Here is a 26179-nt window from a genome sequence, read left to right as displayed (position 1 = left end):
AATTGTGGGTAATCAGGAAGATAAATTGCCCTAAACGGCCGTTCACGTTCACAGGGAAACCACAGGCAGGGAATTTGTGGAACGCATTCTCCTTCGGGAAGGCATCGCCGAGAACCTCCGCTTCATGGTCCTGGAAGTGACCAAGCAGGTGGAGAATACCAAAAAGGCGCTGGACCACTATGACCAAAAGATCATGGACTCCATCGCCAGCCGCGACGACTACATCGATAATCTCAAAAGCGTCGTGGAAAACAAGTGCTTCACCGCCATCCACACCCAGCGCGCCCAGGACAAGCGCGCCGTGGACCTGGTGCGCGCTGCCAACACCGTGGCCAACAACCTGGAGCGGGTGGGGGACTTTGCCGTCTCCATCGTCGGACAGATCAAGTACCTGAAAAGCCAGAGCTTCATCCAGCGTTACGACTATCCCCGCTTTTTCCGGGAAGTGCTGGACGCCCTGGACATGGTGTACCAGGCGGTGGTGAAGCAGGATCTTTCCCTGGCCTTCAAGATCTGCCGCGCGGAAAACACCCTGGACATGCTGTACAAGGTGCAGTTCGACCGCATTCTGTATGAGCTGCGCAGCGGCAAGGAAACGGAAAACCTCATCACCTCGCACCTCATCCTGCGCTACCTGGAACGCATGGGTGATGCCATTCTCAACATCGGCGAGGCAATCATCTTTGCCGCCGTGGGCGAGAAATTCAAGATCCGCCAGTACCACGCCCTGAAGGAAACCCTGGCCCTCTCCGGCATTGATACGCCCATCAGCGATGTGGAATTCCATTCCATCTGGGGCACCCGCTCGGGCTGTCGCATCGGCTACGTGCCCAGCGCCGCCCAGGCTCCCGAGGAAGGCGGGGAAGGCGAGGACGCCAGCCGCAAAAAAGCCAGCGCGGGCGTGCTCTTCAAGGAAGGCAACAAGAAGAAGCTCCTGCAGGAGATGGAAAACATCATGCGCTGGGAGTCCATCCTGCCGGGGCTGCCGCCGCGCGTGCTGGCCCACCAGGAAGACGCCACCCAGGCCTCCCTGCTCATCGAGTTCCTGGGCGGCTGCAACTTCCAGGATGTGGTGCTCACCGGGGATCCGGAAGTGGTCAAGAACGCCTTCTTCCTCATCACCGAAACCCTGGGCAACATCTGGGATCAGACCCTGGCGGAAACCCAGGCCCGCTCCCACTTTATGGAGCAGCTCAGGGGCCGCCTGGACGACGTGTTCCGGCTCTATCCGTCCCTGGATACGCCGCCCATGTACGTGGGCAACCTGGAAGTGCCGACCATTGCCGCCCTCATTGATGAGGCCCAGGCCATCGAGGAAACCTTGCTGGCCCCCTACACCGTGTTCATCCACGGCGATTTCAACTGCAACAACATCGTCTACGATCACGAAACCCAGCGCGTGCATTACATAGACCTGCACCGCTCCAAGCAGGCCGACCCGCTGCAGGACATCTCCGTCTTCCTGCTGTCCAATTTCCGGCTGCCTCTTTTCGATGCCCACCTGCGCGCCCGACTCAATAGCGTCACAATGGCCATGTATCACTTCGCCAAGGAATATGGCCTCAAACACGGGGACGCATGTTTTGAGGCGCGGTTGGCCATCGGCCTGGCCCGCAACTTCATCTCTTCCACGCGGTTCGAGCTCAATCCCAAGTTCGCCAGGGAGCTGTTCCAGCGCGGGCGGTACCTGTTGATGAAGATTGCGGCGCACAAGGGCCGGCCCTGGGAGGAATTCTCGCTCCCCGAACAGGTGCTTGTGTACTGAGGCAGGCCCGTCACCATTTTGCAACCACGGCGGTCCCCGCCGCCGCATGGCAGGTTTCAAGGAAGGATAGGTCATGAAAAAAATCGCGGTCATCGGCATTCCCGGAGGCTGGTCTTCGGAACTGCTGGCAGACACGGTGGCGAAGAAAACCGGGTTCCGCGCCCTGGTGGAACTCAAGGATTGCGCGCTGGACCTTGAACGCGGCGAGATGTTCGACGCCAAGGTCAAGCTGCACGAGATGGACGCCATCATCGTCAAAAAGGCCGGGCGGTACTATTCGCCCCATCTCATTGACCGCCTGGAGATGCTGCGCTACCTGCGGCAGCGGCGCAATATCCCCATTTTTTCCGACCCCGAGCGCATCATCCGGGTCCTGGATCGCCTGACCTGCACCGTGACCCTGGCCGCCAACGACATCCCCATGCCGCCCACGGCCATCACCGAGGACCCCGATCAGGCCCTGGCCTTTGTGGAACGCTACGGCCGCGCCGTGTTCAAGCCCCTGTACTCCACCAAGGCCCGGGGCATGGAAGTCATCGAGGCCGGGCCCGCCGCCCGGCACGAGATCGAAGGCTTCCACGAAACCAACCAGGTGATGTACCTGCAGCGCATGGTTTCCCACATCGGCATGGACCTGGGCGTGACCTTCCTGGGCGGGGAGTATCTGGCCACCTACGCCCGCAAAGGCAGCGGCGAGAGCTGGAACACCACCACCCGCTCCGGCGGCAAATACGTGCCCTACGAGCCGAGCAAGGAAATCATCGACCTGGCCCACCGCGCCCAGTGCCTCTTCAACCTGGATTTCACCTGCGTGGACATCGTGGAAACCAACGAAGGCCCCATGTGCTTCGAAGTCTCCGCCTTCGGCGGGTTCCGCGGCCTGCAGGAAGCCAACAACATCGACGCCGCAGACCGCTACGTCGACTACGTGCTGGGGAGGATCGGCGCATGATTCCCACCGTGCAACAGCTTGTGGATGCCGTGCTGGCCGAGACCCAGACGCCGCACACCCTGTTCCTGGCCTTCGGGCATTACGTGGCCGAGGTGCGCTCCAATCATGCGCCCCTCATCGAGACCCTGCGCAGCTACTACCGCGACTTCCTGACCGAGCCGGCTACGCCCCAGGCCGTCATTCATGCCGTGGAGGCCACCCCCCTGGAACCGGTCGCCCTGGCCGCCCAGGGCCTGGACTTCGCCGCCAAGCAGCCGGACCCGGGCAAGACCAAGATCAAGGAAGAATTTCTGGATCTTCCCGATGGCCGGCTGGTGCGCAAGCGCCTCACCGGGCTGCTGTTCGCCTTCGGGGCCGGGCGGCATCTGGCCCTGGGGCCCTGCCTGCAGAACGACAACCAGATCGTCAACTTCATCAACAACCGCTTCATTGAATACTGCCTGGACGGCGGCAGCCTGCTCTTCCATGCCGCGGGTGTGGCCCGGCACGGCCAGGGCCTGGCCCTGGCCGGGTTCTCGGGCATGGGCAAGTCCACCCTGGCGCTGCACATCATGCGCCGGGGCACGCAGTTCGTCTCCAACGACCGGCTGATGGTCAAGGGCGGAGAACCGTACGACGATCCCGCCACCGGCATCTCCATGTTCGGCGTGGCCAAAATGCCGCGCATCAACCCCGGCACCATCCTCAACAATCCGGACCTGACGTCCGTGATGACCGAGGAGGAGCGCGAGGAGTTCGAATCCCTGCCCCTGGACGAGCTCTGGAGCCTGGAGCACAAGTACGATGCCTTCATCGACGAGTGCTTCGGCCCCGGCAAGTTCATCCTGGCCTCGGCCATGAGCGGGCTGGTGCTGCTGAACTGGAAGCGCGACGGCGGGCCGTTGAAAATTGCCCAGATAGATCTGGCCTCCCGCGACGACCTGATGCCCGCCTTCATGAAGCCGGCCGGCCTGTTCTACGGCCCAGGCAAGGAAACGCCCTACACCATGGAAGCCTACCGCGACCTGCTGGCCCGGTGCCCGGTGTATGAACTCAGCGGCGGCGTGGATTTTGACGCCGCGGCCGACTGGTGCGCCTCCCTGATCAAGTAGCCCTGCCGCGTTTCGCTCATCCTGTGCGCGCCGTCCGTTCCGTCCTGCGGGGCGGGCGGCGCGTCTCCACTGCCTCCCCTGGGGAGCAATTCATGCAACGCATCCAAATTACGCATCATATCAATGTGCCGGACCCGGTGAAGGTGGCGCGCTACCGCACGGCCCCGCACCTGGGCCCGCGCGTGCTCTTCTTTTCCGGCGGCACAGCCCTGAAGACCCTCTCCCAGGAACTCATCAACTACACCCACAACTCCATCCACATCATTACTCCCTTCGATTCCGGCGGCAGCTCGGCGGAAATTCGCAAAAATTTCAGCATGCTGGGGGTGGGGGATATCCGCAACCGGCTCATGGCCCTGGCGGACCGCTCCCTGAAAGGCAACCCGCAGATTTTCGATCTCTTTGCCTACCGCTTCCCCAAGGACGCCGAACCCGCCGACCTGCGCGAGCGCCTGCGCAAGCTCATCGAAGGCAAGGACCCCCTCGTCACCCGCATCCACGATCCCATGCGCAAGCTCATCCGCAGCCACTTGCGGTTCTTTTCCGAGCGCATGCCGGACAACTTCGAGCTGCGCGGCGCGTCCATCGGCAACCTGATTCTGACCGGCGGCTACTTCAACTACAGCCGGCACATCGATCCGGTCATCTATCTCTTTTCCAAGCTGGTGGAGGCCCGCGGTGCGGTGCGGCCGGTGATCAACATGGATCTGAACCTGGCTGCGGAACTGGCGGACGGGTCGGTGATTCCCGGGCAGCACAACATCACCGGCAAGGAGGCCGCGCCCCTGGCCAGCCCCATCAAGCGGCTGTTCCTCACCCGGGAGCGCGATCCTCGCGAGGATGGCCTGCCTCCGGAAGAGGTGGAACCGCCGATGGTGCGCCGCAAGGTGTCAGACCTCATCAAGACGGCGGAAATAATTTGTTATCCCATGGGCAGTTTCTATTCCAGCCTCATCGCCAACCTGCTCCCGCGCGGCGTGGGTACGGCCATTGCGGAGGCCCAGTGCCCCAAGGTGTATGTGCCAAACCTGGGCAACGACCCGGAAATGCTGGGCATGGGGCTGTTCGATGCCGTGCGCACCTTGCTGTTTTATCTGGAAAAGAGTTGCAGCCAGAGCATCGCGCGTGATCGGCTGCTGAACTTTGTGCTCATCGACACCAAACGCGGCAAGTACCCGACGCCTTTGCATCTGGAGAAAATCCGCCGCTTTGGCGTGGAAGTGCTGGATGTGGAGCTGGTGACGGAGCAGAGCGCGCCGTATCTGGACCCGAACAAGGTCATTGAGCATGTGCTGAGTCTGGTGTGATGCCAGCGCTGCTGTCGCGCATGTCACTTTTGAAACAGGACGTTGCGAGAGGGGAAACCTTTTTGCAAAAGGTTNAGAAAGGTTTTCCCCCGACAGTTCTTTTCAAAAGTACATTGCTCTAGCGATTTCCCGGAGCCGGCCCGTCGTCCACATCATCCAGTTCGTCCGGATCGTCCGCAAACTGGTTTTTGGGCTGGTAGTCCTGGTTGAATTCGGGGCGATAGTCCTGGTAGCCGGAGCGCGGCGGCCGAATCAGCAGGCCGCTGCTGTCGCGGTAGTCGGCAGGACGATCGCTGCGGTAGTCGGCAGGACGATCGCTGCGGTAGTCGGCAGGACGATCGTTGCGCATGTCGGGTCTGGCGTCGGGCCTGACGTCTGGTCTGGCATCGGGCCTGGCATCAAGCCTGGAAGGCTCGCGGAACAGCTCGATTTCGTCGCGGATATCATCGAAATAGATGACATTGGACGCCACGTCGAACAGCTCGCGGGCCAGCTGATCCTTCCAACTGATGATCTCCACGCGAATGCCCAGGTTCAGGATGTAATGGACGCATTCGTAGAGGTCGCCGTCGCCGCTCATGAGGATGGCCGTGTCGTAGCCTTTGTTCAGGGCCAGGATGAGCATCTTGGTGGCAATGCCCACGTCCACGCCTTTTTCTTCAATCATGGCGCGGGTGTGTTGGCAATTGCGGCAGGTGGAGGTATACGTCCTGGGCTCGTAAAGCTTCACGTGCCAGTGCAGCTGGCTGCGTACGAAGTGGTAGAAGGCTTCCGAGCTGGAAGCGGCGGGCATGTCCCGCTCGGTCTGCATCATGGCCGTGCCGAAGAGGTACGTCTGCCAGACGGGGCCGCCTTTTTCGATGAACTCCTGCAATTTTTTCCAATCGATACGCCAGCCGGCCTTACCGACGCCGCGATAGATATTTGCGTTGTCAATAAAGGAGATGGTTTTCCCTCGGGGGTATGGCATGCAATGTCCTTTCTGATGGTGATGATGCGGTGTGCAGACATAAGTGGTGAAAGCCGAATCATCCTAATATACATGGCTTTGCAGCGGGCATCAAGATTGCGGGGCCAGGGGCGCAATGTCCCGCGGCCTCGGCTGGCAGTGCGGGTGCAGGGCCACACTGCGATTTATCTATTGCAACACATTGAAAATGCTGCAATGACAGAACAGTAGCCAGTGCAATGCCGCAAGGGAGCCTCCACATGCATGAACAAATGTCCATCAAAAAACAGGAGCGCGCTGCCGGCGAGTTCGGCGCGCTGGATCTTGGCGCCGCCGCCGCCAGTTATCGAAACTATCTCAATACGTTCCAGATAGATGCGCCCCTGGCGGCATCCTTCATCAACCGTGTGCTGGCAGAAGGCCCCATGCAGCTGCCGCCCCGGGTGGCGAGGCTGTTCGAGCAGGCCGTCAAGGCGGCGGTGCAGTTGTCGCCCTTCGATCCGGACATCCTGCACATCGGCGGGCAGACCGGGCTGTTCCCCAATATCGAGACCGTGCGCAAGGTGCTGCTGGCCACCAATCCCGAGCCGCAGGTGTATGAGGAGGTCCGCCACGCCCTGTTCAAGCATCATGCGGAAGACATCCGCAAGATCTGCCAGGGCATGCTGACCCGGCACCCCATGGCCGTGGTGTTTGCGGATCTGCTCCTGCGGGTGGATCTCTACGAGGGCCGCGCGCCGGATCCGCTCCTGCAGCGTTTTCAGTGTCCCAGGGTGCTGGCGCCGCTCTGGGAGAAACGACGCTTCGACCATTTCGCCACCATGGGGGACGACGCCAACGCCCTGCCCCTGTGGGAGCGGGTAGCGCCCCTGGCCCAGGGCGATTCCTTCACCCTCAGCCGCGCGGCGGAACTGTGGCGGCGGCAGGGCGATCTGGATACCTGCCTGGAATTGTACGCCCAGGCCCAGGCCCTGGACCCCCTCACCACGCCGTACGCCCTGCGCATGCAGGCCCTGCGGCAACCGCTTGTCCCCAACCACGCATTGGTGCAGGAAAAATCCGTCTGCATCTGCCTGTACAGCTTCAACAAGGCGCAGATGCTGGGCGAGACGCTGGAGAGCCTGGCCGGTTGCCAGATCGGGCCGGCCCGCATCCTGGTGCTGCTCAACGGCTGCAGCGACCACAGCCGCGAGGTGGTGGCGCGTGCCCGGGAGCGCTTCCCGCACAATGCGCTGGACATCCTCGACCTGCCGGTGAATGTGGGCGCGCCCGCGGCCCGCAACTGGCTCCTGAGCCAGCCCGCGGTGCAGCAGAGCGAGTACGTCGCCTTTCTGGACGACGACGTATACCTGCAGCCGGACTGGCTGGCGCACTTCCTCACCGTGGCCGAGGCCGATCCACGCATCGGCAATGTGGGCTGCAAGGTGGTGTTTCCCGGGGAGCATGCACTCTTGCAGTACCTGTACCGGCATGTGTCTGTTTGCACGGAGCAGGCCATCCGCGTCAGCCTGCCCACGCCGTACCTGCAGTACGACATCGGCTTGTACGATGTGGTCCGGGAAACCCGGGTGGTCATGGGCTGCCAGCACCTGCTGCGGGTGGCCGCCCTCAAGGATGCGCCGTGGTTCGATATCCGCTATTCTCCTTCCCAGATTGACGATACCGACCACGATCTGCAGCTGTGCCTGGCCGGCTGGAAGGTCTGGTACTGCGGCACGGTGACCTGTGTGCACCGGCAGAACTCGGGCACGTCCGTGCGCAGCGCCCTGAACTGGGCCGGGCAGGGCAACGTGATGGGGAACGATGTGAAATTCTATTACAAGTGGCTCGAACATTGGCAGGCGTTGCGCGCCCTGGATTCCGTGGGCTGCACCGCCTTGGCCCAGGCGGAATAGGCTGTGGTCGGGCCTCTGGAACGGACAGTCGCGCAGCCCCCCGCGGATAGTGGTGGTTATTTTTGCGGAAATCCGGTACTGTCACGGCACTCACAATGAGCATTGCACTGCACCCGGAACAGGGCCGACTTGCTGCGCAGATAGAGGCATTCAGGCGTCAACTCAGTGAGTTGCTTGAACAAGAGGCCTGTTTGAGAACCCACACCGTGCCGCTGCTGCAGGCCGTGTATCAAGCGGAAATAGGTATGCATGAGCTGGAACTGCTCAAGGCGCGGGTGGTGGTGAATGAATGCGGCTACCGGATCCGGGAAATCACGGCCATCCTGAATCGGGGCGGGCGCATCGGTATGGACGAGCTGCAGCGTCTTGAATTGCAGATCCAGCAGATCAAGGCGCAATGGCAGCAGGAGCTCGAAGCCAAGGAGCATCAGGTGCAGACCAGCATGCAGTTGCTCAATCACGTGGAATTTCTCTCAGAGGCGGCGCAGCAGCAGCTCAAGGCCCTGTACCGCAGCCTGTGCCTGCTGTTGCATCCGGATTTGCACGCGGATTCCGCCGCGTATCAGTTGTACTGGCACAGCGTGCAGGACGGCTATGCCCGGGGCGACGTCGAAACCCTGGAAGCCCTGCTGGTGACTGTGCAATCGCATGCGGAGATGGCAGCCCCTGCGGCCTGCGCCGGGCTGGAGGCCTTGCGGCAGGAGCGGGACCGGCTGGAAGCCCTGACGACGACCCGTCTGCAGCGATTGCACGACGCCCGGCAGCTTCCGCCCCTGAGCCTGGAAAAGGAACTGCACGATCCGGCGTGGATTGCCGCCAAGCGGGCCGAGCTGCACGCTGCCTGTGCAGCCATGCGCCGCAGGGGCGAGGAACTGCAGGCCACGTATGCCGCACTCCTGCAGCGTGGCGGCATGTGGATGCAGTGATGGCAGATATTGCGGTCGCATTCTCTGGCCTGAGCGGGCAGCTCATGGGCGCGACCGCGGGCACGGTGGAGATCGCCATCCCCTTCACCGCAGAAATTTTTCTGATCGATACGCACATTGCCGGTCTCGCCTACTACGCGGCTGCCGAGGCCCTGACTGTGGAGGGCGAGCCGCCAGCCCTGACGCTGCGGCGCGAACCGGGCAACCCGTATGATGCCCTGGCCATCGAGGTGCTGACGGCAGACGGAAAAAAGCTTGGGTATGTGCCCCGAAAAATCAATCCAATCCTTGCCCGACTCATGGATGCCGGAAAGATGCTCGGGGCCGTTGTCACCCGTGTGCACCAGGGTGCGCATGGTACGGTGGGCGAGGTGGCCATCCATATTTTTCTCAAAGAGGCATGAGGGGGCGCTGCGACTGCGTCGCATCTGTCATGAGAACTACGAAATTGCATGGTAGGGAACAGCCGTGAGCACAGGAACGCACCTTGCCGCCGGGCAGGAGCCGTTGCCGCCGGCCGGATGGACCGCCCGTACAGATGGCAAGGGCGGGCATGGCCATGCTGCGTCGTTGGGCCGGGAAAGGATAGACATGCAACACCTTCCGCGTTTGCGCGTGCTTGTTGTCCAGGACGATTCCATTCTGCAGAAAATCGCCTGCAATCTGGCCACGTGCTGCGGCATGGCGGTTCGATCTGCCAATGGGCAATCGCCCGTGCAGGTATTGACCGAAGCCGAAGGAACGACGGACCTGGTGCTCATCGGCTGGAGCTGCCTGATGGCGGACGATCGCGCAGCGCTGCAGTTTCTCCGCCAGGCCGAGGGGATGCGCATCCCCTGCATCGTGCATCTGTCGGACGACGACGGGCAGAAGGTGCGACAGGCGCGGGAATTGGGCCTGCCTGCGGTGCTGCCGCGTCTCTTTTCCTCCCAGACGCTGCAGGAACTGGCGATGCAGACTGCCGAGGCGGCCATGCCGGCCGGGTACGTCGCTCCGGTGCATGTGCCGCCTGTACAACCTGCGCCAGTACAATCCGTACCTGTGCAGCCCGTACCTGTGCAGCCCGTACCTGTGCAACCCGTACTTGTGCAGCCCGCGCCACCGCTGGAACAGCCAGCGGAAGCACCCGCCGCGCCGCCAGCCCGGGTACCCGTCAAGGCGACTGGCGCGATATCTGGCGCGACGTCTGGTGAGACGTCTGGCGAGACGTTTGGCGACGCCCTTGGGGAGACAGCAAGCGACAAGGCCCGCCGGCTGTTCGCCGAAGGCCGCGAGGCGCTCAAGGCCAAGGACCTCGACCGGGCCATCGCCTCCTTCTCCAAAATCCTGGCCATGCGCGGCCGTTTTCCGGATGCCTGCCGCGGTCTGGCCATTGCCTGGCAACGCAAGGGTGATTTGGCGAAATTTCATCATTATCTGAACAAGGCCGCAGAAGGCTACGTCTGGCGCGGCCACAATGCCGAGGCGGAAAAACTCTATCGGGACATGAAGCGCACCCGCTGCCTGGTCGTGAACCCCTATCAAGCCGTGGCCGATGTGGTGCTCCAGCGCGGCCGGGCCGATGCGGCCATCGTCCTGTATGAGAAGGCCCATGCCCTGGATCCGGACGATGTCGGTTTGCGTCTGGCCCTGGCCAGGCTCTGCCAGATGTTGCGCCGGGACGAGGCTGCCCTGGAGCATGTGGTTGCCATCCTGCAACGCGATGACCGGCACGCCGCCGCCATGGCCCTGTATGCGGAACTTGCCGGCAAGAGCTGGCATGCCCCGGCGCCTTATTCGCCCCAAGCATCCTTGTCGGACGGTGAAGGCGTGTGGGACGTGGAGGCCCTGGCCGTCTGCGAGGATGTGGGCGCCAGTGGCCCGGTGCTGTTCCTGGATGGCGAGGCTCCCCTGGACATCAGCACCGTGGCTGTGCCGCCGGAGGCTCCCGCCATGGCGGCCACGGCCAAGACGGCCTCCAAGATTCTCATTGTGGATGACGAGCCGCACATCCGCATGCTCCTGGAAGAAACCCTGGAGACCCTGGAAGAAGAGGGCGTCGCCCTGCTGTATGCCGAGAACGGCGAAGAGGGCCTGGCCCTCATCAAGGAAGAACGGCCGTCCCTCGTCTTTCTGGATGTCATGATGCCCAGGATGAACGGCTTTGACGTGTGCGACTGGGTGAAGAACAAGCTGGCCCTGGACGGCGTGTATGTCGTCATGCTCACAGCCAAGGGGCAGGAATTCGATTCCCAGCGCGGCCTGGAATCCGGGGCAGACGTGTACATGACCAAGCCTTTCCGCCCGTCGGAAGTGCTCATGCTGGCCCGCACCGTGCTGGGCATGTGACCCCGGAGCCATGCGGATTCGTCAGCACACGTCACCCGGGAATGCGCTTCCTCTTCTGCCTTAAGGCATGTTCCTTTTGAAAAAGGACATTGCGAGATGGAAACCTTTTTGCAACAGGTTCTCCCGTCTCGCGCTCTCCCCTTCCAACACTTTGAGAGTGACCTTGAATCACCATAAAAAGTCGTTGGAAAGGGGGTTCGGGGGAAGAACCTTTCTTCAGAAAGGTTTTCCCCCGAGAGTTCTTTTCAAAAACAACGTGCTCTAGCTGCCCTGCGACTCCCGTTTCATGGTTTCGATGAGGGAGGTCAGGGTGCTGGATTGTTCGGCCAGTTCGTGGAGCACATCGGCCGTGCCGGAAATGTGCGTGGAGGTCTCTCCTGCCAGTTGGTTGATTTCCTCCAGGGCCCGGCTGAATTCCTCGGTGGTGGCGGACTGTTCTTCGGCCGCTGTGGCGATGGAATGCACCTGCCCGGCAGCAGTCTGGGCGGCCTGGACAATGGCCGAGAGGGACGAGCCGGACTCGTTGGCCAGGTCTGCCGCGCGGGTCATCTCCTGGACGGCTTCGTCCATGCCGGCCACGTTGCTGGCGGCGGCGGTCTGGATGGCGGTGATGCTCTGGCCCACCTCCCTGGTGGCCTGCATGGTCTTTTCCGCCAGTTTGCGCACTTCGTCGGCCACCACAGCAAAGCCGCGGCCTGCATCGCCCGCCCTGGCCGCCTCGATGGCAGCATTCAGCGCCAGCAGGTTGGTCTGGTCGGCAATGTCGTTGATGGTGGTCAGGACGGAGCCGATATCCTTGGCTTGCTGGTCCAGGTTGCGCATGGAGTCCTTGAGGAATTCCGCTTTCTTGCGTGTTGAGCTCATGGCGTCGATGGACTTGCTCACCACATCTGCGCCGCGTCTGGCTTCGTCCTGGGCCTGGGTGCTTTGGCGGGCGGCCTCGGCGGCGCTGCGGGCCACCTCCACCACCGTGGCGCGCATTTCTTCCATGCCCGTGGCCGTGGAATGGATGCGTTCCTGCTGCTGGCTGGTGCTTTGGCGGATGATGTCGGACTGGGCGGCAATCTCTTCCATGGCGGCGGCCAGACGGGAGGTGAGTTGATCCAGCCGGGTGGCGGCGTGGAGCATGCCTTCCGCCTTGGCGTGTTCAGCCCGTTCGGTGGCAGCCCGGGCCTCTGAGGAGGCTCCCTCGGCGGCCAGGGCTTTTTCCTCAGCCAAGCGGGTCTGCTGGGTGATGTCTTCCAGATTCTTGTTCAGGGTGGCCACCATGTCGCGCAGGGCGGCCTGCAGGCGGCCCATTTCGCTGGTGCCCTTGGGGGTGATGGTGATGGCCAGATTGCCGGCGGCCACGGCCTGGGCGGCGGCGGTGGCTTCCTTGATGGGCAGGACCACGCTGCGGATGAGCAGTACAGCCAGGGGCAGCACCAGGACGACGAAGAACGCGGCCAGTTGCAGGGTGATGGATTGCAGCGCTTTGCCCGTGGCAGTGGTGATGTGGGCGCGGATGGCGGTCTTGGCTTCCTCTACGTTGTCGATGTAAATGCCGGTGCCGATCCAGATGTCCGTGCCAGGAATCATTGCGGCATAGGCCAGCTTGGGCTGGTCGCCCTTACCGGGTTTGGGAAAGATGTACTCCACGAACCCGCCGCCGCGGGCAGCGGCCCTGGCCAGATCGCGGACGAAGTAGACGCCGTTGACGTCCTTGGTTTCGTTCAGATCCTTGCCCTGCAGTTCCTTTTTGGGGGGCAGGGCCACGTTCACCGTGCCCTTGTACACGAAGAAGTAGCCGGACTTGTCTTCCTCGAAGCGGAAGGCGTCCACGGACTGGCGGATGAATTGCACGCGGGCGTCATCTCCGGACACGTCCTTGAGCAGGTCGCCCAGGGCGGCGGCCATGGCGTCCGTGGCCACCTTCACTTTGTTGCGCTCGCCCTGGAGCATGGTGTTCTGAGTTTCCGCCACGCCGATGTCGGCAATCTCGTCCATGGCCCTGGAAGCAAGCACCATGGCGCCGGCGATGCTGAGCAGCATCAGTCCGAGCAGGCAGAGCACTCGCGTTTGAACGGAGATGTTCTCGAACATGCAATCTTCCCCCCTTTACCTGCCGCCGCAGGATGTTTCACTGGCCCGGAACCACACTACATTACAACAACCATGCCAGCAGTGATGCTGAAGAAAATGAAGCCTGTCCGGGAAAACACGGTCAGGTTTGCGCTGCGTACGGGCTGCCGCTTCCGAAAAAACGGACGGATTCCAGAAAAACAGAATGCCATGCGCCACCCGGGAATCGCTGCTGGGAGTCGAACCGGGAGAGGAGAGCATGGGCGCCTCGCAAGGGGAGGGGGTGGATCAGGTGCGGGGTGAATTGTCCCCGGGTGGGAGCGGTTGGACATGCAGACGGGCCAGGGCATGCAACAGTTGGGCGCTGTTGACCGGCTTGGCCAGATAGGCGTCCGCACCGGCGGCAAGGATGCGTGAACGGTCCCCGCGCATGGCCTGGGCCGTGACCATCAGCACCGGCGTGGCGGGGGGGGTGGCGGTGTTTTCCGGGAAGGCGCGCAGGGCGTGCAGCAGCGTCAGGCCATCCATGTCGCGCAGGTGCATGTCCAGCAGTACGGCATCGTAGGGGGTGGCTGCCAGGCGTTCCAGCGCGGTTTCGCCATCCGTGACGGCATCGGCCGCAATGCCGGCCTGCTCCAGCACTTTCAGGCTGTACAGGCGGCTGACGGGCTCGTCCTCCACCACCAGCACCCGCCGGGGCAACGCGCCTGGGAGCTCCTGCAGTGGCGCAGGGGCGGCGAGCTGCGGGGAGGCAGCGGTAATGGCGGCAGGCAGGGGCACGGAGAAGAAGAATCGCGCCCCCCGGCCCGGTGTGCTCACCAGGGAGAGGCTGCCGCCCATGCGCTCCACCAGCCTGCGGGAAATGGCCAGACCCAGCCCGGCCCCGCCGACCGAATCCCTGGCCTGCAGCCGGGTGTATGGCTCGAAGATGTCTTGCTGGCGGCGCCTGGGGATGCCCGGGCCGGTATCCCGCACCTGAAAGTGCACCTCTTCCGCCAGGGGATGGGCGAGGAACTCCACCCGCACGTAGCCTTGGGCGGTGAACTTCAGGGCATTGCCGGCCAGATTCACCAGCACCTGACGCAGCCGGGTGGGGTCGCCCTGTCTGGCGTCCGGCAGGCCGGGCTCCACGGCGACGCTGAATTCCAGCCCTTTTTCCTCGGCTTGGCGGGCAAAGAGCGCTTGCAGCTCCCCGGCCAGGGCGCGCAGGGAAAAGGGCGTGCTGGCCAGCTCCAGCTTGTCGGCCTCGATGAGGGAGAGATCCAGCAGGTCATTCACCAGGGACAGCAAGTGCTCCCCGGCCTGGCGCTGCAGCCGGAGATATTCCAACTGCGTGGGCGAGACGGCTTCGGCGGCGGCCAGTTCTGCCATGCCCAGCATGTGATGCAGGGGGGTGCGCAGATCGTGGCTGATGTTGGCCAGGAAGGCGCTTTTGGCGGCGTTGGCCAGCTCGGCCGTGAGTTTGGCTTCCCTGAGGGCCTCTTCCGCCTGCCGCCTGGCCGTGGTGTCCGTGAGCATGCCTTCCATATGCAGGGGGGCGCCGTCTTCCCCGTTGACGAAGTGGGCATGCAGGGTGGCAGTGAACAGGGAGCCGTCCCGGCGTTTGAAGTCTCGTTCCAGGCCCAGAATGATGCCGGTGCGCCGCAGTTCCTCCACCATGGAGGTGCGGTCGGCCGGAGTGGCGTAGCATTCTGCGGCGATGTCGGAGATGGCGTGGATCGCGTCCCGTGGCGACTCGTAGCCCAGCATGGCGGCCATGGTCTGGTTCATGTCCAGAAACCGGCCGTCCAGGGTGGTGAGAAAGATACCCACGGGCGCGCTCTGAAAAATGGTGCGGTATTTTGTTTCGGCTTCCTGCAGCCGCTGCTTGCCCAGCATGTGGGCGGTGATGTCTTCCCGGATGAGTACGGCGCCGCAGACGCGGTTGTCGTCCTGGCCAGTACCTGCGTCGTCCGCAAACATGGGCAGGCACCGGATGCGCTGATATCCCGAACGGCCGCTGGCATAGCGCGGCACCCGCACTTCGTCCATGAACACGCGCTTGCCCTCAAAGACGACCGACAGATCCTCGGCCACGCCCGCGCTTTTGAGCCCGGGCAGCTCTTGCATGGTCAGGCCCAGAAAGAAGGAGGCTGGCAGCTTGCCTTGGTTGAAGACGTCCAGGTGCCAGCGATTGACGAATTCCAGGCGGCCCTGGGCATCGAAGACCATGATGGACAGGGGGAGATGATCCACCAGGGCATCCATTCGGGCGGAAGGCGTCATGCATGGGCGCGCCTGTTGCGGCGCGTCTGTGAAACCGGACGCGTTGGCGCACGCAGCAGATGGCTGCCGCGCCGATGTCGCGTCGATGCGTGCATCCTCCATGCGCCTTCCCCCTACGACAAAGCAATATGCTGTTGTATCAGAATAGCCAATTGAAATGCAATGCGCAACCGGCAGGCGTTCTTGCGCGAAGCGTGCCTGCCGGGTGCGTTCCTCTTCAGGCGAATTCCACCCGCAGGGCCTTGCCGATGCGGGAGAAGGATTCGATCCATCGCGCGGCCTCCGGGCTCTGGGCCGCCTTTCTGCGCATGGCCTTCTGCTGCCGGTTCCACAGGGCGAAGTAGTTGGTCTGCGCCCGCCAGGACGCCAGATTCAAGGGCAGGTCCGCCACTTCGTCCAGCACCAGACGCAGGGCCTGCAACCGGGCGAGGTCGTCGGGCTCCCGCAGGCACTCCCCGAGCTGACGGCGTACCCAGTCCACGGCCACGAAGTTGAGGGCTTCATCATCCAGATTCAGTCCCCAGCGTTTGGCCTCGGCCACCACGGCGCGCAGCTCTTCGCGGTTGATGCCATTGCCGGAAAAGAGTTTTTTGAGGTCATGCCCCACCACGTACCGTGCGGCGTCAATCACGTGGGCCGGCGGCGGAATGCGCAGCCAGTCCAGGAAGTTGAGCACCGCATAGTTGGACTCGAACACCTGCCGGTAGCTGGACTTGGCCAGGGCGTACGCCGGGGCCAGCACCTGGTTCACCACCAGCCGTTGTTCGTCGCGGAACAGGTGGTTGATGGAATACGTGTTGCGGCCGAAGTGCTTGTCCAGCAGGCGGATGGCCTCCACGATATCCCCGCGGTCGAAGGGTTCGCGCAGGGCGGTCACCATGGTGCGGAAGTGCACCGGATCCGTGAAGTAGGTCACCCCGCAGGTGACGGTGTGGTCGCCCAGGTGCAGCACGGCGAACTGCACCACGGCATGTTCGCCGGTGATGCGGCTGGTAATGGAGGCCTTGCCCGTGGCCATCTTGGAGCGGCCGTAGCGGGTGCGTTCGTGCACGTCGGCCTCGATGGCGTAACAGGCGAATTCGTGAGCGGCCTCGACTTCCTGGAACAGGGACACGATGGCGAAATGTGCGCTTACGCGCAGCATGTCCACCTGTGCTGGCCGGGCATGCGCCTCGTACACCTCCAGCCCGCCGGACAGGACATTGCTGGGCACCTGCTTGAGCAGGGCCTTGAATTGCTCCTCCAGGAATTTGCCGGAAATGTCTTCAGCCAGTTGGATGGTGCGCACGGCGTACTGCAGGTTCTGCACGGTCTCGATGCCGGAGACTTCATCAAAGAACCAGGCGCAGCTGGTGTAAATGAGCTGGGCGAAGCGCTGCATCTCCATCAGCTTGAGGATCTTGCTGCTGTCCTGCAGGGTGATGGCCCCCTTGGCCTCCTGCTGCAGGAAGGCCTGCACCGAGGCCGGGGAGCGGTCCAGCATGACGTTGATGTAATGATCCCGCGCGGTCCAGGGAGCCTTGAGCAGGGGGGCGGCGTGTTCTTCGAAGATGCGGGCCGTCTCGTCGCGCAGCCAGTCGAAGGCCTGCCGGAGGGGTTTGCGCCAGGCCTGGTTCCAGTCTGGGTGCCCGCCGGTGTTGCAGCCGCAGTCGCTGCGCCAGCGTTCCACGCCGTGGATGCAGCTCCAGGAGGAATTTTCGACAATTTCCGCTTCCATGATCGGGGGATGGCGGTCCAGGAATGCGCCGTAGTTGATGACTTCCACGTCGGGATCCTGTTCGGCGGCCTCCAGGCACCAAGCCAGGGCCATTTCGCCGAAGCTGTGGTGGTGGCCGTAGGATTCGCCGTCCGTGGCGATGTGCACCAGCTGGGGCCAGGGGCGGGCGCCGTTGAAGGCTCCCTTAAGACGGCCGTAGAACTGGCCGCCGCTTTTGAGCAGGCCTTCGAAGGCCAGGGCCTGGGAGATGGGGCCGTCGTAAAAGAAGGCCACGATGCTGCGGCCCGAGGGCAGATTGATTTTGTACGCCGTGGTGGGATCCACGCGGCCGTCGGAGACGTCCTGCCAGGGCTCTTCCTGAAGCTGAGGCGCCAGGGCCTTGCCGGCCAGCAGGGGCCGCACGCGGGCGCACTGGCGGGGGGCCAGGATGGTGAAGCGGATGCCCAGGCTGGCCGCCACTTCCAGGGTTTCCGTATCCACGGCGGTTTCCGCCAGCCAGATGCCCTCGGGCTCGCGGCCGAAACGTTTGCGGAAGTCCTTGATGCCCCAGACCGCCTGGGTGCGCTTGTCCCGGCCGTTGGCCAGGGGCATGATCATGTGGTTGTACACCTGGGCAATGGCCGAGCCGTGGCCGTTGAACCGCTGCAGGGAGAGGCGGTCTGCCTCCAGGATGCTGGCGTAGACGTCCGGGGCGTTGCGCTCCATCCAGGAGAGCAGGGTGGCTCCCATGTTGAAGCTCATCCGTGAATAGTTGTTGACGATATCCAGGATGCGGCCCTTGTCGTCCAGAATGCGGGCGCTGGCGTTGGGGCCGTAGCATTCGGCGGTGATGCGTTCGTTCCAGTCATGGTACGGGGCGGCGGAGTCCTGGACCTCGACTTCCTCGATCCAGGGATTCTCTCGCGGCGGCTGGTAGAAGTGGCCGTGAATGCAGATGTAGCGAGACGGCATGGGGCGCTCCCTGAAGGTTCCCGGATGGTTCCTGGAAGGTTGGCTGGCATATGCGTGGGCAATCCACGGCAGCATACCTGCAAACGATGAAGAGCGGAAGACGAATGCGCGAGAATTTGGCGCGTGATGCACCCGTAAGCCGTGCCGCCCTCAGCCCATGGACGCCACCAGCTTGGCGGCCTCGGTCTGGCGGTCGCGCCACTCTGCTTCGACGTCCTGGTGTTTGATGATGGTACTGAAGCAGAGCAGAGCGCCCCGGGCCTCCTCGCGCCGGCCGGTGGCATGGGCGATGCGCAGCAGCTCCAGATAGATCTGCGGGCTTTCCGCACGCAGCAGGGCCTGGCGGATGAGGAATGCGGCGCTTTCCCACTGGTTGGTGAGGCGGGCGAGCATGGCCCGCAGCAGCCACAGTTCCGCGGCATGGCCCTGGGTGGCCGCTGCCTGGCAGAGCAGGATTTGCGCGGCTTCAATCTGGCCGGCCTGCACGGCCTGCATGCAGCGGGCGATGGCGTCGTCCAGGGACAACGGCGGGGGCAGCTCCTGTGCCGGGCCAGCCGGGCCAGCCGGGCCAGGGAGGCCAGGGAGGCCAGGGAGGCCAGGGAGGCTGGACAGGCTGGCAGGATTGGCCAGGGCAGCCCGCACGCCGGGGACAAAGCGCAGGATGCGTTTGTCCAGCTGCGTGGCGGTCCTGGCCTGGTCTTCGAACAGGGACGCCGGGTATCGGCCGGCTTCGTCGGCGCGGTCGGCCCGGCCCCGGGCGAGCTTCTGTTCCCACTCTTCCTTGGATTTGAAAAAGTAGTGGTTCAGCTGCAGCCGGTTGCAGGACCGTATCGTGCGGTTGGAACCGGGGGTGACGGGGATGTGCTGTTCGTTGACCAGATGCTGGCCTTCGCGGAGCAGAAACCGGTGTGGATCCTCCACCCCCAGGACGTTGGCCGGATCCACCAGACACTTGATGATCTGATGCCAGCCCGTGGCATGGTCCGGGTAGCGATGGAGGTAACTTTCCGTCAGCAGGCCCTTGGGAGGCCGCGTATGCCCGGACGCGCCGAACATGGTCCAGGGCACGGCCAGGCCGGCGTAGGGCTCGAACTCCGCCAGCACGGGCCGCAGGTCGTTCCCGTGGACGGGGAACAGAAATTCGTCTGCGTCAATGAAGCCGATCCAGCGGCTGGTGTGACCGAATTCGCTCAGGCACACGGTATAGGCAAGGAGCTGCTGCGCGATGCCGGAAATGTTGATGACGGTGAACAACTGCGGCGGGAACCCCCGCAGGGCTCGGGCCACGGGGACGCGGCTTTCATTGTCGAAGATGAAAAAATGCTCCACCCCGAGCAGGGCGTGATGGGCCACCCATTCCCGGAGAGCCCGGTCCTCATCCTTGACGATGATGCACAGGGACAGATAGCGCATGGGCCCTTCCCGTGGAGCAGCCGTTCGTGTGTGTGAATGCACCCGGCAACGGCCTGTTAAGACATTTTACTTATGGAAAAGGATGTTGCGAGAGGGAAACCTTTTGCAAAAGGTTCTCCCCTCTCGCAACGTCCCCTTCCAAAACGCTGATAGTATCTTGTAATTATACCAAAAGTCTTTGGAAAGGGGGTTCGGGGGAAACCCTTTCTCCAGAAAGGGTTTCCCCGACAGTTCTTTTCAAAAGTACCTTGCCCTAGCCTTCGCCGGCGAGCCCGGCCCGTTCGGTCTTGGCCCAGGAGTCCTTGAGGGTGGCCGTGCGGTTGAACACGGGTGCGCCGGGGGCGGAGTGCCGGGTATCCACGCAGAAGTAGGCCAGCCGCTCAAACTGGCAGACAAAGCCGGGCGCGGCTTCTGCCAGGGCGGGTTCGATGAAGATGGACGGCAGGATATGCAGGGATTCCGGGTTCAGACACTCCAGGAATTCCTTGCCGTGGCGCTTCTTGTCCATGGGGTTTTCTTCGAGGAACAGCCGGTCGTACAGCCGGGCCTCGGCGGTTTTGGCGTGGGCTGCGGAGAGCCAGTGCAGGGTGCCCTTGACCTTGCGGCCGTCCTTGCTCCAGCCGCCCTTGGTTTCCGGGTCGTAGGTGCATTTGAGCTCCACCACGTTGCCGGCGTCGTCCTTCACCACCTCTGTGCAGGTGATGTAATAGGCGTAGCGCAGGCGCACTTCCTTGCCCGGGGCCAGCCGGAACCATTTCCTGGGGGCGTCCTCGCGGAAGTCGTCCTGTTCAATCCACAGGGTGCGGGAGAAGGGCAGGGGGCGGGTGCCCATTTCCGGCTTTTCGGGGTGCCAGGGGAAGTCGAACCATTCCACCTGCTCCTCGGGATAGTTGGTGATAGTGACCTTGAGGGGCTTGAGCACGGCCATGGCCCGGGGGGCGGTGGCGTTGAGCTCCTCGCGGATGCAGTGGTCCAGCAGGGCGATGTCCACCATGTTGTCGCAGCGGGCCAGGCCGATTTTTTCGCAGAAGCTGCGCAGGGCCGCAGCCGGCACGCCGCGGCGGCGCACGCCCGAGAGGGTGGGCAGGCGCGGGTCGTCCCAGCCGTCCACATGGCCTTCTTCCACCAGCTGGATGAGCCGGCGCTTGGAAAGCACGGTGTAGGTGAGGTTCAGGCGGGCGAATTCCGTCTGTTGCGGATGGTAGGCGTCCAGCTCGTCCAGCACCCAGTCGTACAGGGCGCGGTTGTTCTCGAACTCCAGGGTGCACAGGGAGTGGGTGATGCCTTCCAGGGAGTCGGAAATGCAGTGCGTGTAGTCGTACAGCGGGTAGATGCACCAGGCATTGCCCGTGCGGTGATGGGGCGTGTGGCGGATGCGGTACATGGTGGGATCGCGCATGACGATGTTGGGATGCGCCATGTCGATCTTGGCCCGGAGCACGTGGGCGCCGTCGGGGAATTCGCCGGCGCGCATGCGGCGGAAGAGATCAAGGTTCTCTTCCACGCTGCGATCACGCCAGGGGCTGTTGACGCCGGGCTCGGTGAGGGTGCCGCGGGCGGTGCGGATTTCCTCGGCCGTCTGGCTGTCCACATAGGCCTTGCCCTTGAGGATGAGCTGTTCGGCAAACTGGTAGAGCTGCTCGAAGTAGTCCGAGGCGTAGTACATGCCGTCCCAGTTGAACCCCATCCATGTGACATCGCGCTGGATGGATTGGACGTATTCGTCACTTTCCTTCAGGGGGTTGGTGTCGTCAAAGCGCAGATTGCACTTGCCGCCGTATTCCCTGGCCAGGCCGAAGTTCAGGCAGATGGACTTGGCATGGCCCAGATGCAGGTAGCCGTTGGGCTCCGGGGGAAAGCGCGTATGCACGCGTCCGTCCCAGCGACCGGTGCGGTTGTCTTCCTCCACGATGAGGCGGATGAAGTCCTTGGGCTGGACGGGAGCAGAGTCTGTGGGCGGGCAGGCAGTATCGCGGGTATCCATGTGCGGTGATCCTGAGCTGAACTTGTGGGGAAGCGAAACGTCATCCGTTACGAAAATCCCGTGCGCTGGTCAATGCGTCAGCGCCTGGGCGGCTCACTCCGCCACGCGGACGCGCACGTCATCCAGGGCCCAGAATTCCGTGCCCTTGCCGGTGAGTTTGGCGTAGAAGTCCAGTTCAAGCGCGCCGTCTTTCACCAGCGCCGCGGGCAGATCCACCCGAACCGGCACCTTCCAGTAGCCGAGCACATGCTCCTTCACCACCACCATGCCCAGGGCGTCCACGGTCTGGGTTTCGTCGTTGTTCAGGATCTTGCAGGGGAACTGGTCCAGCAGGAAGACCTGCTGCTCGTTGGCGTGCACGGTGAACCGGTCGGACAGGCGCTGCCCCCGGCTTTCCCAGTTGCCCACGAGGTACAGATCGAAGCGCAGTTCCAGGGGCTTGCCGGCCGGCAGCTGCTCCAGAGTGAGCGTGACGCCCGAGGGACGCTTGCGATTTTTGTTGTTGAACAGGCCCAGGGCCTTGATGTTGTCCAGCCGGAAGACGGCTTTTTCCGAAAATTGCGCCGGCACGCCGGACTGGAAATCTGCAAAAAACAAGTCCGTTGCCCGGGCAGGGGCGGGAAACAGTGCGGCAACGGCGAGCAGCAGGGAACACAGCGCAACGGCCAAACGAACAGCCATGGAGACCTCCGGGAAGCATGGATGGGGACTGCTGGATATTTCCAGGCGGCTGAACTATACAAAAGTGCGCCTGCGCCGTCCATCGTCATGGTGCGACTGCGCCTGCGCTTGCACACGGGTACACGGGGGGATGCACTGGTATGGAGTGGATTTTTGTCGGGATGTATACGATGCTGCTGGTGGGCGTGTTCATGATGGCCCACCGCCGGTCCGTGGAGGGGTATCAACGCGTGCTCAAGCTCATGGAGCTGAAGTGTCAGCGGCTTATTCAGGACAACGAAGTGCTGCAGCGGCGCATTGAGGAACGCAACCTGACGGTGGAGTTTCTCAAGGAGCGGCTGGCCGAGGCGGAAATGGTCCGTCAGGATGGCTGCGTGGACGCCACGCATTGACGCGCCCCGGTTGCCGGCATACCCGGCAACCGAGCGGGGGAGACGCCTGCTCCCAAACGGGAATGTTCCCAAAAAGACAGATGCTACGGTGCTGAAGACCCGGCAGCCGCAGCCTCGAAGGTGCCGCTCTTGCCGCCGGACTTGTGCAACAGCCGCAGTTCGGTGATGCGGATATCCTTCTGCACGGCCTTGCACATGTCGTAGATGGTCAGGGCTGCCACGGCCGCGGCGGTCAGGGCTTCCATTTCCACCCCGGTGGGGCCGGACAGGGAGGCCTCGGCCTGCACCTCCACGGCGTGGTCCGTCTCGTCCAGCGCGAAGGAGACGTCCAGGTGCGAGAGCAGCAGGGGATGGCACAGGGGGATGAGCTCCGCCGTGCGCTTGCCAGCCTGGATGCCGGCAATCTTGGCCACGGTGAGCACATCGCCCTTGGGCAGGGCCTGGCGCACCAGCAGATCATAGGTGGCAGGGGAGAGGAGCACCCGGCAGGCGGCCACGGCGCGGCGGCGGGTCTCCGCCTTGGCGCCCACATCCACCATGCGGGCCAGGCCCTGTTCATCCAGATGGGTAAACCCTGCGCCAGTCTCGCCAGTCTCGCCAGTTTCGCCAGTTTCGCCAGTCTCGCTCACGTCGCCTCCTCAGCTGGTCAATGCACAATGCGCCTGAAGCGGCCGGGCAGTCAGCCGCCCAGCACCTCGCCGGCTTTTTTGATGAAGTCCTTCACCTTTTTCATGGGCCGTTCCTCTTCCAGGCGCTGAAACTCGCGCAGCAGTTCTTCCTGCTTTTTGGAGAGGCTGGTGGGCGTTTTGACCTTCACCTCCACCAGCAGATTGCCGGAGTGGGTGGAGCCCAGGTACGGCAGGCCCTTGCCCTTGAGCTTGAAGACCTCGCCGGACTGCACGCCCTTGGGAATCTCCATGCGCAGGGGCTCGTCCAGGGTGGGGACCTCGATCTTGTCGCCCAGGGCCGCCTGCACGAAGCTGACTTCCGTGGTGTAGATCAGATCCTGACCCTGGCGGCGGAAGACCTTGTCTTCCTCCACGCTGATGACCACGTACAGATCCCCGGGGGGGCCGCCATGGGTGCCCGGCTCGCCCTCGCCGCGCAGGCGCAGGCGGGAGCCGTTGTCCACCCCGGCAGGCACGCGCACGGAGAGTTCCTTCACCTGCTGATTCACGCCCCGACCGCGGCATTCCGAGCACGGCGTGGTCACCACCGTGCCTTGCCCGCGGCAGATGGGGCAGGTGACGGCAATGCGGAAGAAGCCCTGGGACTGGTGAATCTGTCCGGCGCCGCCGCACTGCTTGCAGGTTTCGGGCGGATGCCCGGGCTCCGCGCCATTGCCGCCGCAATGCTCGCAGGGCACATCCTTGGGGATGTCGAGGGTGACCTCGGTGCCTTTGGCGGCTTCGCGGAAGGAGATGCGCAGGTTGTAGCGCAGGTCTGCCCCGGGTTGCGGCCGCGGACCGCGCCGGCCCCCGCCCATGGTGGAGAAGCCGAAGAAGTCCGAGAAGATGTCGCCGAAGGTGGAAAAGATGTCTTCGGTGGAGGAAAAGCCGTGGAAGCCGTTGGCGTCCACGCCGGCATGACCAAAGCGGTCGTAGCGGGCGCGTTTGTCCGGATCGCGCAGCACTTCGTACGCCTCGGCGGCTTCCTTGAACTGGCGTTCGGCTTCGTCGTCCCCGGGGTTGCGGTCCGGGTGGAACTCGAAGGCCTTTTTGCGGTACGCCTTTTTGATCTCGTCCTCGGTGGCAGCGCGCTCCAGGCCGAGGATTTCATAATAGTCGCGAGTGGTGGTCATGGCGAAGTCGGGTTACTGCTGGGGCAGATAGAATTCGTCGGTCACCAGCACCTTGCCCTCGGCGATTTCGCGCAGGGAGGTGACGATTTCCTTGTTCTTGGACTCGACGAGGGCTTCGTAGCCGTCGCGGTACTGCCGCACGCGCTTGATGGCCATTTGGACAAGCAGAAAACGGTTGTCCACCTGTGCCAGGCAGTCTTCAACGGTAATGCGGGCCATGTGCGCTCCTTGAAACGATGCATCCGGGGATGCGGATGGGATTTAGAAGGAAGATGCCGGGGTGCGGGCATGGAACACTGTGTCCAGCGCCTGCTGCAGCACGTCATCCGTTACCGGGTAGTATGTTGCGTTTTCCTGTCCTGTCGTCGGCGCATCCGTGGCGTGCTGTGCCGGGATGAGCCAGCATTGCCCCTCGGGCAGGCCGGGGTCTGCGGCAAAGGTCACTTCCTTCAGGGTGGCGCCGTCGATGTCCAACAGGGTCCACCGCAGCACATCCCGGGCTGCGGCCGGCCGGGAGGAGGCCGCGTCTGCCTCGAAGGTGCTTTCGGAGAGCCGCCACAGCAGCAGGTCCAGGCCGGGCACTGTAGCGTTTGTATCCTGCCGCGTCCAGTCTCTTGAGGGCAGGTCTTCTGCCGGGCGCGTTCCACCCTCACGCATAAGCACGACTTCCCGCGGCGTCAAACCCTGGTCTTCAAAAAATGCGAGCCGTTGGGACTGCACGGCGGCGGGATCGAAGGAAAGCACCCGACGGTCGCGCAGCAGGAACGGGTCTGGCGCCACCTTGAGCACGGCCGTGCGATCCACGGCGAGCAGGGCTGGCTGCCAGTCGCTTTTTGCAAGGTATTGTGCGTTGTTGCCAGGAACAGGGAAGAACTGCAGCTGCTGCGGGGTCTCCGCGCCCATGGGCCACAGGGACAGGCTGAGGGCGGCCGTGGCATTGGCAGACAGGCTGGTCTGCGGGACCAGCTGCCCCTTGAGGCCGACCACATCCAGCAACAGACGTTCGGCGTCCAGGGAGGAGACGGGATAGGCGGCGTAGTCCTCGGGCTGGGCAAAGGCGTATTGGGCTGGCCCGGTGCGGCGCAGCTCCACGGGAATATCCTGGTTGTCCACGCGGATACGGGTGATGTTCTGGGCCATCAGGCTGGTGAGGCGCAGATCATAATAGGCATCTGCCGTGGTGGCCTGCTCCAGCCAGTTGGCGCCCAGCAGGTATACCACGCCGGTGCCGTTGTCCGCAGGGGCCGGATCTTGCTCCAGGGTGGCGTACACGGCATCGCCGGCGGGATTCTTGCCGCCGAAGGCCAGGGTGTAGCGGGTGGCGGTGTCGGCCAGGATCAGGCGCTTGCCCGGCGCATCCAGGCCGTAGGCCTTCAGTTGTTTGGTGTCGCGCACATCCACATCCACCAGACTGCGGCGGGGCGGGTTGGCGTTGAAGAAGTTGGCCAGGGCCTCGGCCTTGCCGCGTTCGGCGCGCAGGCGTCGGGCTGGGTCGGCCTGGCTGATGAACCAGTCCCCGCCTTCTTTCTCCAGCACAAACGAGGCGTTGCCGGTGGTGGATTCCGCCCGCAGGAGCTGTTCCGGAGCCAGACGCGGCCAGGCCACGGCAGGCCGGGACGGCGGGGCCTGCGGTTCCGGCATGAGGGAGAACGCACCCCACACCAACCCTGCCAGCACGAAGAGAATGGCCAATCGTTTCAT

20 protein-coding genes and 1 pseudogene are annotated in these 26179 nt (G+C 63.5%); 10 read left to right on the top strand and 11 right to left on the bottom strand.

Annotation, left to right across the window (positions count from 1 at the left end):
* Positions 1–76 precede the first annotated feature (76 nt).
* From DGI_RS01345 to DGI_RS01330, 4 genes are all read left to right on the top strand, one after another.
* On the top strand, positions 77–1765 hold the full coding sequence (locus DGI_RS01345) for a PhoU domain-containing protein (protein WP_021758823.1): 1689 nt from the start codon (positions 77–79) through the stop codon (positions 1763–1765).
* Between the two features lie 73 nt (positions 1766–1838).
* Positions 1839–2717 carry a GAK system ATP-grasp enzyme gene (locus tag DGI_RS01340; protein ID WP_021758822.1) on the top strand — a complete coding sequence of 293 codons (879 nt, stop codon included), beginning with the start codon at positions 1839–1841 and terminating at the stop codon, positions 2715–2717.
* Positions 2714–3808 carry an HprK-related kinase B gene (locus DGI_RS01335; RefSeq protein WP_021758821.1) on the top strand — a complete coding sequence of 365 codons (1095 nt, stop codon included), beginning with the start codon at positions 2714–2716 and terminating at the stop codon, positions 3806–3808. The genes DGI_RS01340 and DGI_RS01335 overlap by 4 nt, the downstream gene beginning before the upstream one ends.
* A 92-nt stretch (positions 3809–3900) precedes the next feature.
* Positions 3901–5115 carry a GAK system CofD-like protein gene (locus DGI_RS01330; protein ID WP_021758820.1) on the top strand — a complete coding sequence of 405 codons (1215 nt, stop codon included), beginning with the start codon at positions 3901–3903 and terminating at the stop codon, positions 5113–5115.
* Positions 5116–5233: 118 nt separating this feature from the next.
* On the opposite strand, the gene DGI_RS16740 is transcribed toward DGI_RS01330, so the two are convergent.
* The gene (locus tag DGI_RS16740) at positions 5234–6085 is read right to left on the bottom strand and encodes an NYN domain-containing protein (protein ID WP_021758819.1); all 852 of its coding nucleotides are present in this window, start codon (positions 6083–6085) and stop codon (positions 5234–5236) included.
* A gap of 239 nt (positions 6086–6324) precedes the next feature.
* On the opposite strand from DGI_RS16740, the gene DGI_RS01315 reads away from it, so the two are divergent.
* The 5 genes and pseudogenes from DGI_RS01315 (at position 6325) to DGI_RS19140 (ending at position 11213) form a co-directional block, all read left to right on the top strand.
* Positions 6325–7959, top strand: coding sequence for a glycosyltransferase family 2 protein (locus DGI_RS01315; protein ID WP_235619921.1), 1635 nt, complete (start codon positions 6325–6327; stop codon positions 7957–7959).
* Between the two features lie 191 nt (positions 7960–8150).
* A complete protein-coding gene (locus DGI_RS18635; RefSeq protein WP_034607292.1) occupies positions 8151–8885 on the top strand; it encodes a J domain-containing protein in 735 nt (244 codons plus the stop codon).
* Positions 8885–9289 (top strand): HIRAN domain-containing protein, encoded by a 405-nt coding sequence (locus DGI_RS18630; protein ID WP_051286393.1) that lies wholly within the window; start codon positions 8885–8887, stop codon positions 9287–9289. Before DGI_RS18635 ends, DGI_RS18630 begins: the two co-directional genes overlap by 1 nt.
* A gap of 187 nt (positions 9290–9476) precedes the next feature.
* Positions 9477–10616, top strand: a pseudogene (locus DGI_RS19495) (tetratricopeptide repeat protein); the annotation flags it as partial.
* A 201-nt stretch (positions 10617–10817) separates the two neighbouring features.
* Positions 10818–11213, top strand: coding sequence for a response regulator transcription factor (locus tag DGI_RS19140; protein WP_027192986.1), 396 nt, complete (start codon positions 10818–10820; stop codon positions 11211–11213).
* Positions 11214–11474: 261 nt separating this feature from the next.
* Here DGI_RS19140 and DGI_RS01295 read toward each other — a convergent pair whose 3' ends face one another.
* The 6 genes from DGI_RS01295 to DGI_RS01270 all read right to left on the bottom strand — a co-directional run bounded on the left by DGI_RS01295 (position 11475) and on the right by DGI_RS01270 (position 22285).
* Positions 11475–13295, bottom strand: coding sequence for a methyl-accepting chemotaxis protein (locus tag DGI_RS01295; RefSeq protein WP_021758814.1), 1821 nt, complete (start codon positions 13293–13295; stop codon positions 11475–11477).
* Between the two features lie 267 nt (positions 13296–13562).
* Positions 13563–15539: a PAS domain-containing hybrid sensor histidine kinase/response regulator gene (locus DGI_RS01290; RefSeq protein WP_158407270.1), complete on the bottom strand. Its 1977-nt coding sequence runs from the start codon at positions 15537–15539 to the stop codon at positions 13563–13565.
* A gap of 217 nt (positions 15540–15756) precedes the next feature.
* The gene (locus tag DGI_RS01285) at positions 15757–18207 is read right to left on the bottom strand and encodes a DUF3536 domain-containing protein (RefSeq protein WP_021758812.1); all 2451 of its coding nucleotides are present in this window, start codon (positions 18205–18207) and stop codon (positions 15757–15759) included.
* 150 nt (positions 18208–18357) lie between these two features.
* Positions 18358–19620 (bottom strand): glycosyltransferase family 92 protein, encoded by a 1263-nt coding sequence (locus tag DGI_RS01280; protein WP_021758810.1) that lies wholly within the window; start codon positions 19618–19620, stop codon positions 18358–18360.
* A gap of 253 nt (positions 19621–19873) precedes the next feature.
* Entirely contained in the window at positions 19874–21604 is a 1731-nt protein-coding gene (locus tag DGI_RS01275; protein WP_021758808.1) for a glutamine--tRNA ligase/YqeY domain fusion protein, read from the bottom strand.
* A gap of 93 nt (positions 21605–21697) precedes the next feature.
* On the bottom strand, positions 21698–22285 hold the full coding sequence (locus DGI_RS01270) for a hypothetical protein (protein WP_021758806.1): 588 nt from the start codon (positions 22283–22285) through the stop codon (positions 21698–21700).
* Positions 22286–22446: 161 nt separating this feature from the next.
* Between DGI_RS01270 and DGI_RS01265 the strand changes: the two genes are divergently transcribed.
* The gene (locus tag DGI_RS01265; RefSeq protein ID WP_144284081.1) at positions 22447–22677 is read left to right on the top strand and encodes a hypothetical protein; all 231 of its coding nucleotides are present in this window, start codon (positions 22447–22449) and stop codon (positions 22675–22677) included.
* An 83-nt stretch (positions 22678–22760) separates the two neighbouring features.
* On the opposite strand, the gene moaC is transcribed toward DGI_RS01265, so the two are convergent.
* From moaC to DGI_RS01245, 4 genes are read right to left on the bottom strand one after another with little or no spacing between them, the layout of a single operon-like run.
* Entirely contained in the window at positions 22761–23306 is a 546-nt protein-coding gene (moaC, locus tag DGI_RS01260) for a cyclic pyranopterin monophosphate synthase MoaC (RefSeq protein WP_021758802.1), read from the bottom strand.
* A 50-nt stretch (positions 23307–23356) separates the two neighbouring features.
* Positions 23357–24478: a molecular chaperone DnaJ gene (dnaJ, locus tag DGI_RS01255; protein ID WP_021758800.1), complete on the bottom strand. Its 1122-nt coding sequence runs from the start codon at positions 24476–24478 to the stop codon at positions 23357–23359.
* 12 nt (positions 24479–24490) lie between these two features.
* Positions 24491–24697, bottom strand: a complete 207-nt coding sequence (gene rpoZ / locus DGI_RS01250) for a DNA-directed RNA polymerase subunit omega (protein WP_021758798.1) — start codon at positions 24695–24697, stop codon at positions 24491–24493.
* A gap of 42 nt (positions 24698–24739) precedes the next feature.
* Positions 24740–26179: a DUF4340 domain-containing protein gene (locus DGI_RS01245; protein ID WP_021758796.1), complete on the bottom strand. Its 1440-nt coding sequence runs from the start codon at positions 26177–26179 to the stop codon at positions 24740–24742.

This window comes from Megalodesulfovibrio gigas DSM 1382 = ATCC 19364, assembly GCF_000468495.1.
Classification (GTDB): domain Bacteria; phylum Desulfobacterota; class Desulfovibrionia; order Desulfovibrionales; family Desulfovibrionaceae; genus Megalodesulfovibrio; species Megalodesulfovibrio gigas.
Note: the sequence above shows the minus strand (reverse complement) of the source record. Positions and strands in the feature narration are given on the sequence as shown.